A 15453-nucleotide genomic window follows, 5' to 3' on the forward strand; every position below is an offset into this window, starting at 1 on the left:
CGCGTATGAGCATGTCCTGAGCGCCGCGAATCTGGCAGCGCCGAAACGAATGAAGCCGGCGACGCAAGCGGGACGAATCGGTTCGTGCGACGCGTTTGGGGTCGTGACAACGCGCAGGCGCAAAGCGCCTGCCGCAAGGCGGTTTCGCGCAAACCCGACGCCATTCGACGTGATTCGGGCGAACGCTGCGCGACAGGCGCGGGTCCGCGGCGGTGCGTAGGCAATGCGTTTCGTCGGCGATGCAATGGGGCCGGTTCGATGCATGCGCCGCTGGCCGCCGATCGATGTTGGACAGGCGACATGCATGCAAACCCGGACACCTCAGGAAATTCACGCGACGGGCCGCGCCGAGCCAGAAGCATTCCCGCCGCGATTGCATGCAATCACGCCATTTACTCTGTTTTCCGATTTTCCGGCGGTCGCACCGACGCCTTGCATGATGATCGCCTCCGAGATTGCGCGCATTCGAGGTGATTCATCGAATCAGCGCCATTCCTGAATTTTTTCTCGATGCCGGCCATTCGCGACATCGCGATATCCGTCGATTTATCCGGGCCGGTTTCGGCGGCCGTTTATAGCATTGGCAAGGCAAATCGAATGAGAACCGGCGATCTCGCGGCGCGCCCGCCGCAGTCAACCGGCGACGCGTCGCCGGCACCGGCACCGGCACCGGCATGGGACGAAGCCGAAGCGGGCCCGGCCGGAGCGGGCGAGGACGCGAGCGACGGGTCATGCGATCCGTCAAGCATGGCTCATCGAGATCGACGAGCCGGACGCGGCCGATCCGCCCGCCCATTCGATCGCCGATGTGACGACGCTGCTGGAATCGTGCCGGCGACCCGTATGCCTGTTTTATTTATCCCGGACCTGGTAACCGGTAATCCGGCATCATCGCGGGCCGCCGTCGCGTGAATGACGGCATGCGTGGCCGCATCAATCGATATCGATTTTCACGGCGCATAAATTAATGCGAATACCTGACAATAAATCGCCGGCCGTTCACGAGCCGGCCGATTGGCGGATCGGAATATCGATGACAATGCCAGGCGGGTTGCAATCGCGCGTGGCCGGCGTCGATAATCCGGAGCAGGCCACCGTCGCATTCCGCCAACAGGCCGATCCGTTACGCCGTCCTACCACCGGCCGCGCTCGCCGCATCGCATTGGCGCCGGTTTCCCACTATGCGCGCAGTCGGCCTGGCCGCGCCGCAGCATTCAAAATGCGCCACGGCGCTGTCGGGCGCGGCCCGGGCCGTGCGTCACAAAATGGGAAAGCTTTGCGTGGCGCGAAAATGACGGCGCGACTCACGCCTCGGCGCAGAGCATAGCAGAGCTATTGCGCTGCGCGATAGGACATCTCGCTTCGAATTTACCCTGATTCAATTGAATATCGACTGATGGCATGGTTCGAAATTGTTGCGTCATCAGGGACAAAATCTGCATTACGAAGTGCTTGACACGTAGTACGAACGTTTCACGTCGTATCGGTCGTTTCCAGACGGAGCTTCGATGCCGCCATCGAGTCAGGGGAGACCAGCGATCCGATATCGACGGCGGCGGCAGCTGGTTTAACTCGATGGTTAATACGTGGCTGCGGCCTGGCTTCGCGCCGACAGCGGAGACAAGAACAAAAGCCCGACGATGCTCCGATCGGGGTTCCGAGACACATCAACGACAACTACCCACCCATGAAAAAAACAATCATCGCGTGCGTCGCGCTCGGCACACTGGCCGGCACCGCCCACGCGCAAAACAGTGTCACCCTGTTCGGCATCATCGATGAAGGGATCGACATGGTCAGCAACAACAAGGGCGGCCGCGTCTACCAGACCGCCGGCAGCGTGATGCAGGGCAACCGCTTCGGCCTCACCGGCACCGAGAACCTCGGCGGCGGCCTGAAGGCGGTGTTCATGCTCGAGAACGGCTTCAACAGCAACACCGGCGCGCTAAGCCAGAACGGCCTGATGTTCGGCCGTCAGGCGTGGGTCGGCCTCGCCTCGCCCTACGGCACGGTCACGTTCGGCCGCCAGTACGATTCGGTGTTCGACTACGCGGCCCCGCTCGCGGCCGGCCAGCTCGGCGGCGGCGTGTACGGCGCGCACCCGGGCGACCTCGACAACTCCAACATCGATTACCACGCGAACAACTCGATCAAGTACGCGAGCCCGACCATGGGCGGCTTCCGGTTCGGTGGCCTGTACAGCCTCGGCGGCACGCCCGGCAACGTCACCAACAACGAGATCTGGTCGCTCGGCGCGGCCTACAATCACGGCCCGGTCGCGTTCGGCGCCGCCTACCTGAACGCGCGCAACCCGGGCACCGGCATGTTCAGCACCGCCGCGTCGAGCCTGCCCGAGACGCTGATGACGCCGATCTACTCCGGCTTCATGAGCGCGAACACGTTCCAGCTGATCGACGTGGGCGGCTCCTACGCGTTCGGCCCGGCCACGCTCGGCGCCACCTACACCAACGCCAAGTTCATGAACCTCGGCAGCAACGCGATGCCGACCGGCGCCAAGGGCCCGGCTGCCGGTTACTCGCACGGCAGCACCGCGACCTTCAACGACGTGCAGGTCAACTTCCAGTTCCAGTTCTCGCCCACGCTGCGCACGCTCGCGGCGGCCGACTACGTGACCCGTAACGCGCTCACCCAGGCGAACGGCACACCGGTCGATCGCGCGAAGTACCTGCAATACGAACTGACGCTCGACTACTCGCTGTCCAAGCGCACCGACGTGTACACGATGGCGCTCTACCAGCGCGCGCTCGGCCAGGACTCGACGGGCGGCCCGGCCGTGGCCGCCATCACCGACACCACCGCGATTTCGTCGAACGGCAAGCAGTTCGTCGTGCGCGTGGGGATTCGGCACAAGTTCTGAGGTTTGAAGCGAAGGGGGACCGGCGGCGCGCGTGGGCGCCGCCGGGTTTCAGGCAGGCGAGTCGACCCTCACCTGCTTCGTCCATTGCTTAGTTTTCCTACTAAAAATAAAAAGCCACGCACACCGCGGATCCACCCTCTTCCCCACCCTCGTTTTCCCCTTCGCGCGTCCCTGATTTCCAGTACCGCGCACCCCCATCCCGCGCCAACCATCGCCACGATCCGCCTCGGCAGGCCACGCCTGTGCCTTGATTCTTCTGCATCTTTTTTTCTTGATAGGGGTTTTCCCACCCCTCAAGAAATTCTCGAGCATTGTCGAGAACACGTCTGCCGGCTGGGCTCTTGAAGCTGCCTCCGGGCTTGCCACTCCAATCCTCGGAAGAATCGGAATGAAAGTATCGAATTCGATCGGTTTCAAGATCAACCTTGCCTTCGGTACCGCGCTGGTTCTCAGCGTCGCCGTGCTGGCGACCGTCGGCACGCTGAACGTGCGCCACCAGGCCGTCAGCGAATTCGAACAATCGAGCCAGGCCCGCATCACGCAAGCCGACGGCTCGCTCGACGGCACCTTCAGCGAAGTCGAGCAGAACCTCACGTATCTCGCCCAAACTCCCGAGCTGACGTCGGCCGACGCCACCATCACCAACTACCTGACCCACACCGGCAAGATGACGCCGGACAGCAACGGCGGCGTCGAGCAGCGCATCTTCACGGTGCTCAAGCAGTTCGGCGACGCGCATCCGAACATGCGCTACCTCGACATCGGCACGCACTGGGGCGGCTACGTGCAGTGGCCGATGGAAACCATGAACGGCGACCACTACGATCCGCGCCAGCGGCCCTGGTACACGGCCGCCATGGAAACCCCCGATCGGGTGGCGCGGCCCGCGCCGTACCTGAGCGCGGCCGGCTCCGGCGGCGCGATCATCCCGTTCGCGCGGGTGGTCAAGACCGCCGGCGGCGAGGTGCTGGGCGTGCTCGAGGGCGATCTTTCGCTCGAAGGCTTCGCCAAGCTCACCAGCGGCATCCGCTTCGGCCAGAGCGGCTACCTGATCGTGACCGACAACAACGGCAAGGTGCTGATCGATCCGCGCGACAAGCGCCACGAATTCAAGGACTTCAAGTCGCTCGGCGGCGGCTACGAGCAGCTCGCGTCGGCCACCGACGGCCGCACTGCCGTGACGATCGATTCGACCACCTACCAGGCCTACGCCTACACCTCGCCCAAGAACGGCTGGCGCTACTACGCGCTCGAACCGCAGGCCGAGATGATGGCCGCCGCGAACCGGCTGACCTCGCAGCTGGTCGGCACGGGTGCGCTGGTGATCGTGATCGCGCTGTTCGCGATGGTCATGCTGAGCCGGCAGATCGCGGTGCCACTGCGCAATCTCGCGGGATCGATGCATGAGATCGCGGTCGGCGACGGCGACCTGACGCGGCGCCTGCCGATCGTCAACAGCGACGAGGTCGGGCTGCTCGCGGGCCGCTTCAACGCGTTCGTCGAGAAGCTGCACGGTGTGCTCGTCAAGGTGTCGTCGAGCATCACGCACCTCGAAACCGCCTCGCGCGAAGTCTCCGCCGGCAACAACGACCTGTCCGCCCGCACCGAGCAGCAGGCCGCCTCGATCCAGCAGACCGCGGCCAGCATGGAGCAGCTCGCCAGCACGGTGCGCGAGGCGGCCGATCGCGCCAAGCACGCCAACGCGATCGCGTCCGGTGCCGTCGCCACCGCGCGACGCGGCGATGAGGCCGTGTCCGACGCCGCGAAAACCATGCAGGCGGCCGTGAGCGAATCGGAGCGCATCATCGGCATCGTCGGGATCATCGAGGGCATCGCGTTCCAGACCAACATCCTGGCGCTCAACGCGGCGGTGGAATCGGCGCGCGCCGGCGAGAGCGGCCGCGGCTTCGCGGTGGTCGCCTCCGAAGTGCGCAACCTCGCGCAACGCTCGACCGGCGCCGCGAAGGAAATCAAGGCGCTGCTCGAAGCCTCGGTCGGCAACGTGCGCGAAGGCGCGAGCCAGATAGGGCTGGCCGGCCGGACCATCTCGGAACTGAATTCGGCGGTTGGCAACGTCGCGCAGATCACCACCGAAATCGCGGCCGCGGCCGACGAACAGAGCCGCGCCATCGACGAGGTCAACCAGGCCGTCGCCTCGATGGACCAGAACACCCAGCAGAACGCGGCGCTCGTCGAGGAAATCGCGGCGGCGTCCGAATCGCTGAGCGCGCAGGGGCGCGACCTGCACGCGACGGTCGGTTTCTTCAGGCTGCAGGCATGAGGGCGGTCCGGCGAGTGCGAGGATCACGCGCGCCGGACCGCCGAAGCGGGCGCTGTAACGCCCGCTCGCCTCAGCAGCGCTTCAGGTTCGAAGCGCGATAAACGCCGTCAGTCCGCTTCGGTGAACTGGATCGCCGGCGAGGTCGAACCCGAACCCGCGGACGCCGTGCATTTGCCGAGCGTGAGATTGTTGGTCTCGCCCGTCGTGCCGCCGTTGCTCGGCCCGATGCACTTCGGCGCGGCCGTCGAGCCGTCGCTCACGGCGACGTTGACGGTCAGCGAGGCGCCCGAATTGAAGTCCGCGCGCGAGCCGCCCGCATTGCCCACCACATTGAACTCCGCCTGCGTCCAGCCGCTCGCGATATCGGACACGTTGTCCTTCACCGACGAGCTGTAGGCCTGCGTGCCGTAGGTGACGGTGGCCGTGTCGGTGCCGTTCGCCGTGGCGCTGCCCGACAGCTTCAGGCTCGCCAGCGAGGTGATCGGCAGCTGCTTGGCGACCACCACCGACGGGCTGTTCCGGTAGCAGTCGTCACCCTCCTGGTCCGCGCCGGCATCGGTGTAGCCGCTGGGGCAGATGTTGGTGTTGCCGCCGTCCACGTCGCGGCCGTAGTTGATCAGCCAGGTCTGGATGAACACGTCGGAGGTGCCGGTCAGCGCCGTGCCGGACGCGTTCACGTCGTCCGACACCAGGATGTACTGCTGCCAGGCGAGGCACCCCGAATAGCCGTTGCACGCCGCCGATCCCTGGTACAGGTTCGTGTTGAGCTGCAGCGTGTATTGGTTCGCGCCCGTGATGCCGTCGCTCTCGCCGGAGCCGAACGGCACGTTGGCGCCCTTCTCCGAGCTGACGCCGCTGACCGACGGAAAGCTCCCCACCGCGGCGCTGATCAGCGCGCCGGCCGGCGCCTGGACCGCGTAATCGGAGCCGTTGCCGACCACCTGCTGCGACGTGCCGCGAAGCGCCTGCGCGCCGGTCAGGCGCGCGAGGCTGGGGCGCGAGGATCGATAGCCCGATACCGGGCCGCACGCCACCTTGTCCCAATTCAGGTTCGGATAGCTGGCGTGATAGCAGCCTTCGCCCCGCGGCGCGAACTGCCGGACGTTCTCGCGCCAGTCGGCCTGCGCCGCGGCGTCGGCCTGCACCTGCGCCTGGTCGACGAACGCGCCGGCTGCCTGCCCGGCGTAGGCGGCCGGCAACGCGGCCAATCCGATGCCCAGCCCCGCACCCAGGACCACCGCGGCGCGAGCAATGTCATGCATGTCAAGCAAGGTCCTCGATCGCATCTGTTTCTCCAGTGGAAGCAATGGTTTCCGTGTCCGGCCTTCGGAGATTCGAAAGCCCGGACGTTTCGAACGACAACCCGCGGCCGGCCGGCTCCGACCATGTCGGCCGGTCACGGATCACTTGCCACGAGGTGGCCAAGTGCTTTCGGTGATGGCTTCACAAGGATTCAACGAGATCCCCCCTCGTCGGGCGCTGCGAGACCCATCAGGCATTCGTCATGTCATCAATCTTTTTCTAAAACAATATTGGTCTGCAATCCGAATCATTATTCTCGAAACGCGCCGCATGAAATCCCCCCTGCGCGGTCTTCCTTGGTCCACATGCCGCCCAACGAATACAGGACTGCCAATCATATTGATATGATCGCCTCCATCGAAAAACCTGCTGCGGCCACCACCTGAGACTGCATGTGCCTTTCGTGAAATTGAATTTAAATATATCGTCGGCTTTTTGTAGGATTTCTTGAAATCCAGCCACCGGCTTTGGATTGGCAGGGAGAATGCAACCAAATATTGGGTCCGTCAAACTTTTTTTGATGAAATCGAAAGTATTTTCATGTTCGAAATGAGCGGGCCACGCCATTGATGCGCGGAAGTAAAATGTCCTCGCAAACTCCAAAAGAAACGCACTCAATATCCGCCACGCGGCCCGTTGCCGGCCGGCTGCCACGCCGGGCCGCCGCACCGCCGGCTTCGGATGCGCCATGCAATCGTCGGCATGCGCGAAGAAAAATGAAAGCATCGATACCGACACCCCACCTCGGCATGGCCAGCCCGATTCATCATCCACACGATGAATATAATCATTTCAAACATCCATTGGATTAATTCATGATGCAGTGCGAGAGTACCCGCTCTCCCTCTTCGCATCTCGCGCCATGTCCGCCAACGACTTGCAGTCGCTCCGCCTCCCCTACCAGGACGGCTTGCCGACCCACCAACGGATCGCGGCGCTGATCGCCATTTCCCTGGCGGTCGCGATGGCCACGCTCGACACCGCCATCACCAACACCGCCCTGCCCACCATCGCGGCCAGCATCGGGGCCGATCATTCCTCCGTGATCTGGGTGGTCAACGCGTACCAGCTGGCGATGGTCGCGACGTTGCTGCCGTTCGCCTCGCTCGGCGAGATCGCCGGCCACCGGCGCGTGTATATCGCCGGCCTCGCGTTGTTCACCGCCAGTTCGCTGGCCTGCGGCCTCGCGTGGTCGCTGCCCACGCTGGCCACGGCGCGCGCGCTGCAGGGCGTCGGGGCGGCCGCCATCATGAGCGTCAACACCGCGCTGATCCGCTTCTCCTATCCGGCGCGGCTGCTCGGGCGCGGCCTCGGATTGAACGCGCTGGTGGTGGCCGTGTCGTTCACGGTCGGCCCGACCGTGGCGTCGGCGATCCTGTCCGTGGCGTCGTGGCACTGGCTGTTCCTCGTCAACGTGCCGGTGGGGCTGGCGTCCGTCCTGATGGCGGCCGGCACGCTGCCGGCCACGCACCGCGCCCGGCACGGTTTCGACATGGCCGCCGCGCTGCTCTGCGCGATTTTCTTCGCACTCCTGATACTCGGCCTCGGTACCGTCGCGCACGGCGGCGTGACGCGCGCCGTCATCGCCGAATGGGGCGTGGCCGCGCTGAGCGGCTATGCGCTGCTGAGGCGCCAGGCCGGCCACCCGGCGCCGATGCTGGCGGTCGACCTGTTCCGCCGCCCGGTGTTCTCGCTGTCCGCGCTGACCTCGGTCTGCTCGTTCACCACGCAGGGCTTCGCGTTCGTCTCGCTGCCATTCTTCCTGCAGATCGGGCTTGGCAACAGCCAGGTCGCCACCGGCTTCCTGATGACGCCGTGGCCCGCCGTGGTGGCGATCATGGCACCCATCGCCGGGCGCCTTTCCGATCGCTATCCGGCCGGCGTGCTCGGCACCATCGGGCTGCTGACGCTGTCGATCGGCATGGCGTCGCTGGCCACGCTGCCGCCCGCGCCGTCGACGTTCGCGCTGGTCTGGCGCATGGTGCTGTGCGGCGCTGGCTTCGGCTTCTTCCAGGCGCCCAATCTCAAGGCGCTGATGGGCAGCGCACCGCCCGAACGCAGCGGCGCGGCCAGCGGCATCGTCGCCACGGCGCGCCTGCTCGGGCAGACGCTCGGCGCCGCGCTGGTCGCCCTGTGCTTCCACGTGGCCGGCCCGCATGGCCCGATCGTCGCGCTGTGGGCCGGCAGCGGCTTCGCGCTGCTGGGCACCGTGGTCAGTTGCTTCCGCTTGCTGCCGTATCGGCAGCAAGCCTGACGCGCGGCCCGGCCGCGGCGCCATTCATTGCCGCCTCCGGCGGCCGGATTCCAATCAAACATCGAATCCTCCGATATCTAAAAATAAAATTTTAGATTGCGATTTTTTTAAATTGACAATCGAATTCAAAGCAGGCGACACCCATCCGGATCACGCCGCATCACCCTTGCCCATTATTCAAAAATCAGGCATGGCGCAGCGGATCGACTCAGCCTGATTGACATTTACCAGACAGATATCGGCATTTTAATTATCAACTTCAAATCCGCGAAACGGCTGCTTATGCTTGGATCTCGCGGTGCAGCAAGCAGCGTCCACGGTTGAACGAAACGCTGTCCGGCTTTGTTTCCGCACGCCCCAACTTCATCGGCGCATTCCATTTTTGTTGCAAACAGATCCGGATAATTTTCATCGAATCATTTCGTCATGCTGATTAACAGGCCATTCGGAATCACGGCCACCGCATTACCGGCAATTCGTTTCATTCAGCGCAGCGCTCATGTCAGCGGCGACAACCACGCGCCGGGATGACGGCCACCCGCCATCCGAAACCGGCGCCAGCACGCAATTCGGCATTCGTTTTCCTTTTTTCTCGATCAAGGAGAGGTGATGATTTCTGCTCAACAAGCCAGGTTCTATGCCCACCATGGTTTCGTGGTGGTGGACGATGTGTTCGATGCGACGAAGGTCGCCGAGGCGATCCGTGCGATCGACGAGCTGCTCGACCCGAGCAATCTCGGCAAGGCGTTCGAGATGGAGCCGCAGGACGGCTCGACGGTCCGGCGCATCTGGTCGCCGACCCAGAAGCACGACGTGTTCGAGCGGCTGGCCGCCGACCCCGATCTGCTCGACAGCATCCAGCAGCTGATCGGCGACGACGTGATGTTCCACTACAGCAAGATCAACATGAAGGGGCCGAAGGTGGGCAGCATCGTGAAGTGGCATCAGGATTTTTCCTATTACCCTCACACCAACTCGGATCTGCTCACGGCGCTGATCTTCCTCGACGACGCGAACCGCGAGAACGGCTGCCTCCGCGTGATTCCGGGCTCGCACCGCCGCGGGCTTCGCTCGCATGAGATCGACGGCTTCTTCCGCGGTACCGTGCAGGACGTCGTGGAGGCCGACGCCGTGGAGGTGGAGGTCAAGTCCGGCGGCGTGCTGTTCCTGCACTGCCTGACCCTGCATGCGTCGGCGCGCAACACCTCGAACCTGCCGCGCCGCACGTTCCTGCCGGCCTACCGCGCGGCCGATTCGTTCCCGATCTACTTCGGCCCGCACGCAGCCCACAACGAGCCGGGCGTGCGGCTGCTGCGCGGGCAGCCGTCCCGCATGGCGCGCGTGGAAGCCGGCCTGCATCGCCTGCCGATCGCGGAGCGCGATTTTGGTTCGCTCTACGAAGTGCAGGAAGGCTCGCACCTGAACAAGCAGATGTCGGACATGAAGTCAGCAGGCTACGCGGTCGCGTGATGCGCCGATTGCCGATCCCCGCCCCATCCAGACAACCGAGGTCATCATGTACCTGAGAGTGAATCCCGCATCGCATCTGAAGCCCGTGATGTCCGTGCCGGCGTCGAAGCCGGAGACCCAGCGCGCCATCGTCACCGCGAGCCTGGCCACCGGCCGCTCGCGCATTCACAACGACTTGCGCTGCCTCGAAACCGATACGATGAAGCAGGCCTGCCGGCAGCTCGGCGCGCGCATCAGCGAGCACGACGGCTTCCTTGAAATCGACGGCGTGGGCGGCCAGTTCACCAACGACACCCTCGTGATCGACGCGAAGGGCTCGGGACTGGTGTTCCGCACGCTGTCGGCCATCACCTGCACGCGCCGCTCGCCCACCATCCTGACCGGCGATCACACGCTGCGCCGCCGGGTCATGAAGCCGCTGTTCGACGCGCTCGACTCGCTCGGCGCGAACATCCAGCACATCGGCGACGCCGGCAAGGCACCCGTGATCAACTGGGGGCAGCGGATCTCGCGCACGCACGCCGAGCTGCCCGGCGACGTCAGCTCGCAGTTCGTCACCGCGCTGCTGTTCCTCGCGCCGCTGTCGGACCAGCCCATGACGATCCACCAGAGCGAGCCGGTGCTGTCGAAGTCCTACATCGCGCAGACCGTCGACTTCCTGCGCCGCGCCTCGATCGACATCGAGGTGGACGATCGGTTCAGCCACTTCTCCGTGCGCCCGGGCGAGTACGTCGCGTTCGATTCGCGGATCAACGCCGACTACACCTCGCTGTCGTACCTGCTGTTCGCCTGCACGGTGTTCCCCGGCGAGTACGTGATCCGCGGCATCACCAGCGACACGCTGCAGGGCGAGCAGATCTTCATCGACGTGGTGCAGGCGCTCGGCGTGAAGGTGATGCACGACGACAACGCGCAGGAGCTGCTGGTGTCGAGCGTTCACGCCAGGCTGTCCGGCCGGCACGAGGTGGACGTCAGCGACGGTCCGAACATCATCCCGACGCTGGTCGCGCTGAGCCTGTTCGTGGAGGGCGAATTCCGCGTGGTGGGCGGCTCGGTCACGCGGCTCCACAAGTCGTCGCGCATCGAGTCGATGGTGACCGAGGCCAGCAAGCTCGGCGCCGACATCAAGCTGCTCTGGAACCGCCAGGGCGATATCGACGGCTTCGTCACGCGTGGCAGAAGCGATTACGAAGGCGGCGAGATCCTCACCAGTTGCGGCGACCATCGCAACTTCATGTCGCTGTTCGTCGCCTCGCTGAAGTTCCGGCGGCCGTGCCACCTCGACGGCTTCCAGGATGTGATCTGCTCGTTTCCCGAGTTCCTCACCCAGTTCGAGGCGCTCGGCGCGTCGTTCTCGCCGGTGCAAAGCGTCGTGACCGGCCCGGCGGTGATCGACGAGTAAAGGATCGATGCGTCAAGCCGCAGCCCCTCGCCCTCACCCGCCTGCCGACATGGCGCGGGTGAGGGCCGGAGTCGGATCCGGCTCGCGCGGCGCCAGCCCGCTGGCCGCCGCGCGGATCCGCTCCCGCATCCACGCCTGCGCGGGGACGCTGTCGTGGCGCCGGTGCCAGTACATCGACCAATGGAACCGCGTCGATTCGAACGGCAGCGCCTTGATCACGAGCCCGTCCTGCGCGAAGCGCGCGGCCAGCCGCCCGGACATCACCGCGATCATCGAGGAATGGCGCAGCAGGTGCGGAACCACGAGCCAGTGCGGCACGTTCAGCGCCACGTTCCGCGCGCGCTGCATCCGCGCCAGCGCGGCATCCACGTAGCGGCCGTCGGTCGAGCTGATCGACACCTTGAGATGCGGCAGCGCGAGAAACAGCTCCATCGTCATCTCGTCGCCAGCATGCGGGTGCTCGCGCGCCAGCACGCACACCATGCGATCCTCGAACAGCGGCGTCGAGCGCACCGCTCCGGTGTGCTCCAGATCCATGCTCACCGCGAGGTCGATGTCGTCCGCGTCGAGCGCCGTCACGGTCTGGCGCGGCGGTAGATGCACGACGTCGATCGTCACCTGCGGCGCCAGTTGCCCGAGCTGTTCGAGCAGGGCCGGCATCAGCAGATATTCGAGCACGTCCGACATGCGCAGCCGATAGTGCTGGGTGCTGGTGGCGGGATCGAACGAACTGCTCGACTTGATCAGCCGCTCGGCCTGGCGCAGCAGCTGGCGCAGCGGCTCCTCCAGCTCCAGCGCGCGCGGCGTGGGCTCCATGCCCGACGCGTTGCGGATCAGCAGATCGTCCTGCAGCAGCGTTCGCAGGCGCCCGAGCGCGCTGCTCATGGCCGACTGGCTCAGCCCGATCTTCGTCGCGGCCCGCGTCACGTGCTTTTCGGTCAGCAACGCATCGAGCACGACCAGCAGGTTCAGATCAACGCTGCGTAGATTCATAGGGACTTGCGCTCTGGTGGGTTGAGGCGCGACTCGGGACGCGTGCCGGCATCCCGCCGGCGCGACGGGCCACGCCCCGATCGAGGCGGCCGGCGGCACCGCCGGACGCCGCGGCGCCGGCCTCGTGGTTCCACCCGCGTCACCGAACGCAGCCGGTCGCTTGGGGCCAGCCCGCCCGGCTTCGTCGTGGCCCGCGGCCGAAAGCCGTGAGCCCCGTGACGTGGGCCATATGAGCCATGCGCGGCCGCATCGACACCAGTTTATGCCTCACCCGCGAGGTTTCGGACCGGCGTTTGTTTTTTTATTCGCCGCCCCGCCGAATTTGCCCCGGTATCTCCGGACAACCCGCGAGCCGCGCCCGACGGCGGCCCGCGCCTTCGCGCATCTGGTCGGGCAGGCGCTGCCCGGCGCGGCGTGAAGTCATGAGCGCGAGGTGATAAGTTTCCCGGCACCGGCATTAATTCGGCGACCCCGGCATTTACCCTCATCACGTAAACCCTCAGACTTCGGCATCAGACACTTGCCACCGAGGATCGCGATGACTTTCGCCACCTACACCGCCCGCCGCGCCATCGTCAGCGCCGCCACGCTTGCCGCGCTGATCGCCGCCCCCACGCTCGCGTTCGCCGAGTCGAACCAGCCCGTCACGCGCGCCGAAGTGCGGGCGCAGATCGTCGAACTGGAACAGGCCGGCTACAACCCGTTCGGCTACGAAGGCCGGCTGCACCGGAACATGGAAGCGGCCGAGCGCGTGATCGCGCAGCGACGCGCGTCGGCCCTTCAGTATCAGCAGGAGGCGTCGGCGCAGCCCGGCGTGATCATTCAGGCTTCGAAGTAAGCGAAGCCCGGGAGCGCCTGCGTCAGGCGGCGCGCGACGCAGCCGGAGCGGCTGACACGGCCGGCTCCACCGGATCGAGGAGCCCCGTGCGCCAGAGCCAGTCCATCAGCGGCTGCGCCTTCGCCATGCCGATCGCGTCGCCGAGCGACGTGACCAATGCGAGCGGATGGGTCGCCTCGCGCAGCCGATCGGGCAGCGGCACCAGCGCCACGCCGCCGCGAAACGCGACCGGCCGTTCGAGCGCCGGGTGCCGCAAGGCCGGATGCGCGACGACGCGATCGTCCATCACGCACGGCATGGTGACGATGCCGGTATCGTCGGCGAAACGGATCGGGCGTTGCCACGGCAGCGGCGCCGTGCGCTCGCGCGGCGGCGGCCGATCCGAAGCCGCTTGCGCCAGCGCCGCGTCGAGCACGCGCGCGCCATGCGCATCGTCTCAGCCCGCCAACGCCAGCCCCGCCAGCGGCACGAACGCCGCCGGCGCGCTGCTCCCCGCGCGATCGATGCGGAAGCCGTTCACGATCTCGCGCAGGCGGCCGGTCTGCTCATCGAGCGACAGCGCCGCGGCGGCGGCCTGCTCGACGAGCGCCGCGTTCTGCTGCGTGACGCCGTCCATCTGCGAAATCGCCTGGTTCACCTGCTCGATGCCGCGACTCTGCTCGTGCGATGCCTCGGCAATTTCGCCGACGATGTCGTAGACGCGCTGGATCGACTCGTTGATCTCGTCCATCGTGTTGCCGTTGCGCACGACGAGTTCGTTGCCCACGCGCACGCGCTCGACCGAGGTGCCGATCAAGTCCTTGATCTCCTTCGCGGCCGTGCTGGAGCGCTGCGCCAGCGACCGCACTTCCGAGGCCACCACCGCGAAGCCGCGGCCGTTCTCGCCGGCGCGCGCCGCCTCCACCGCCGCGTTCAGCGCGAGGATGTTGGTCTGGAACGCGATGCCCTCGATCACGCCGGTGATGTCGGCGATCCTGACCGCGCTCTCGCTGATGCCCGCCATGGTCTGCACCACTTCCGCCACCTGCCGGCTGCCGGCCACCGTCACGTCGCGCGCCGTGGATGCGAGCTGCCGCGCCTGCTGCGCGTTGTCGGTGTTGTGGCGGACGGTCGACGTCAGTTCTTCCATGCTCGCCGCCGTTTCCTCGAGCGAGGCCGCCTGCGCCTCCGTGCGCGCGGAGAGATCCTGGTTGCCGGCCGCCACCTCGCTGGTGGCCAGCGCGATCGCCTCGCTGCCCTGGCGCAGGTCGCGCACGGTCCGGCGCAAGCGCTCCTGCATGTCGGCGATGCCGCGCAGCAGCGCGCCCATTTCATCGTGCGAGTTCACCGCCACCGTGTGCGTGAGATCGCCCTGCGCGATGCGGTCGAAATGCGCAAGCGCGATACCCAGCGGCTGCGAGATCGCGCGACGCAGGCTCAGGAAGCTCCCGATCGCGGTCAGCAGGCCCAGCGCCAGCGACGCGAACGTGACCACGCGCAGCACGCCGAACCAGTGCTGCTCCGTTTCGAATTCCTCGCGCGCCTCCTTCACCTGCAGCTCGCGCAGCTTCGCGCTGCTCTCGTGATACTTGCCGTACAGCGTGTTGTTCTCGAGCGCGGCCTGCATGATGCGCGGCGCGTCCTTCGAGACCAGTGCCTGCGCGAACGTGTCGAGTCCCGCATCCATCGCCGTGCGCTTCGCCATCAGGTCGCGCGCCAGCTCGGCTTCGCGCGCCGATTGCGGCAGCTTCATGTAGCCGTCGAGCGCCTTGCGCGCCATCGCGCGAAACGCCTTCTCGTGTTCGACCGTATCGTGGATGTTGGTGTCCGACGAGGTGTCGATCGCGCCACGCAGCAGCGCCGTGCGCTCGCGCTGCAGGCTCAGCTCCGCCTCGCCGATGAAGTTGGCGCTCGGCAGCTTGTTCGTATAGGTATCGAGATTGTTGTCGTTGCTGTACGTCATGCCCACGATGCCGAACAGGCCGACGGCAAGCAGCAGGACCGACAGCAGGCCCATCGTCAATGCGAGGCGCGATTGAATGGAAAGTCGCATCAC

Annotated in this window: 11 protein-coding genes; 7 read left to right on the forward strand and 4 right to left on the reverse strand. The window is 65.8% G+C overall.

What is annotated here, in order from left to right; all coding sequences use genetic code 11:
• Positions 1-223: 223 nt before the first annotated feature.
• The 3 genes from BpN12_RS08370 (at position 224) to BpN12_RS08380 (ending at position 5159) form a co-directional block, all read left to right on the forward strand.
• Positions 224-499, forward strand: a complete 276-nt coding sequence (locus BpN12_RS08370; RefSeq protein ID WP_246791973.1) for a hypothetical protein — start codon at positions 224-226, stop codon at positions 497-499.
• A gap of 1188 nt (positions 500-1687) precedes the next feature.
• Positions 1688-2878 (forward strand): porin, encoded by a 1191-nt coding sequence (locus tag BpN12_RS08375; protein WP_246791974.1) that lies wholly within the window; start codon positions 1688-1690, stop codon positions 2876-2878.
• A gap of 388 nt (positions 2879-3266) precedes the next feature.
• Positions 3267-5159 (forward strand): methyl-accepting chemotaxis protein, encoded by a 1893-nt coding sequence (locus BpN12_RS08380; RefSeq protein WP_246791975.1) that lies wholly within the window; start codon positions 3267-3269, stop codon positions 5157-5159.
• Positions 5160-5266: 107 nt separating this feature from the next.
• On the opposite strand, the gene BpN12_RS08385 is transcribed toward BpN12_RS08380, so the two are convergent.
• Positions 5267-6421, reverse strand: coding sequence for a hypothetical protein (locus BpN12_RS08385; RefSeq protein WP_246791976.1), 1155 nt, complete (start codon positions 6419-6421; stop codon positions 5267-5269).
• A gap of 902 nt (positions 6422-7323) precedes the next feature.
• On the opposite strand from BpN12_RS08385, the gene BpN12_RS08390 reads away from it, so the two are divergent.
• The 3 genes from BpN12_RS08390 (at position 7324) to BpN12_RS08400 (ending at position 11587) form a co-directional block, all read left to right on the forward strand.
• Positions 7324-8715, forward strand: coding sequence for an MFS transporter (locus BpN12_RS08390; protein ID WP_246791977.1), 1392 nt, complete (start codon positions 7324-7326; stop codon positions 8713-8715).
• 609 nt (positions 8716-9324) lie between these two features.
• Positions 9325-10185 carry a phytanoyl-CoA dioxygenase family protein gene (locus tag BpN12_RS08395; RefSeq protein WP_246791978.1) on the forward strand — a complete coding sequence of 287 codons (861 nt, stop codon included), beginning with the start codon at positions 9325-9327 and terminating at the stop codon, positions 10183-10185.
• Between the two features lie 46 nt (positions 10186-10231).
• The gene (locus BpN12_RS08400) at positions 10232-11587 is read left to right on the forward strand and encodes a 3-phosphoshikimate 1-carboxyvinyltransferase (protein WP_246791979.1); all 1356 of its coding nucleotides are present in this window, start codon (positions 10232-10234) and stop codon (positions 11585-11587) included.
• 33 nt (positions 11588-11620) lie between these two features.
• Here BpN12_RS08400 and BpN12_RS08405 read toward each other — a convergent pair whose 3' ends face one another.
• Entirely contained in the window at positions 11621-12580 is a 960-nt protein-coding gene (locus tag BpN12_RS08405) for a LysR family transcriptional regulator (protein ID WP_246791980.1), read from the reverse strand.
• A 538-nt stretch (positions 12581-13118) separates the two neighbouring features.
• Between BpN12_RS08405 and BpN12_RS08410 the strand changes: the two genes are divergently transcribed.
• Positions 13119-13418, forward strand: a complete 300-nt coding sequence (locus BpN12_RS08410) for a DUF4148 domain-containing protein (RefSeq protein WP_246791981.1) — start codon at positions 13119-13121, stop codon at positions 13416-13418.
• 22 nt (positions 13419-13440) lie between these two features.
• Here BpN12_RS08410 and BpN12_RS08415 read toward each other — a convergent pair whose 3' ends face one another.
• Positions 13441-13833, reverse strand: coding sequence for a hypothetical protein (locus tag BpN12_RS08415; protein ID WP_246791982.1), 393 nt, complete (start codon positions 13831-13833; stop codon positions 13441-13443).
• A gap of 21 nt (positions 13834-13854) precedes the next feature.
• Positions 13855-15450, reverse strand: a complete 1596-nt coding sequence (locus BpN12_RS08420; RefSeq protein ID WP_280529106.1) for a methyl-accepting chemotaxis protein — start codon at positions 15448-15450, stop codon at positions 13855-13857.
• Positions 15451-15453: the final 3 nt, after the last annotated feature.

Origin of the sequence: Burkholderia perseverans, from assembly GCF_022870505.1 — a bacterium.
GTDB classification, from domain to species: Bacteria; Pseudomonadota; Gammaproteobacteria; order Burkholderiales; family Burkholderiaceae; genus Burkholderia; species Burkholderia plantarii.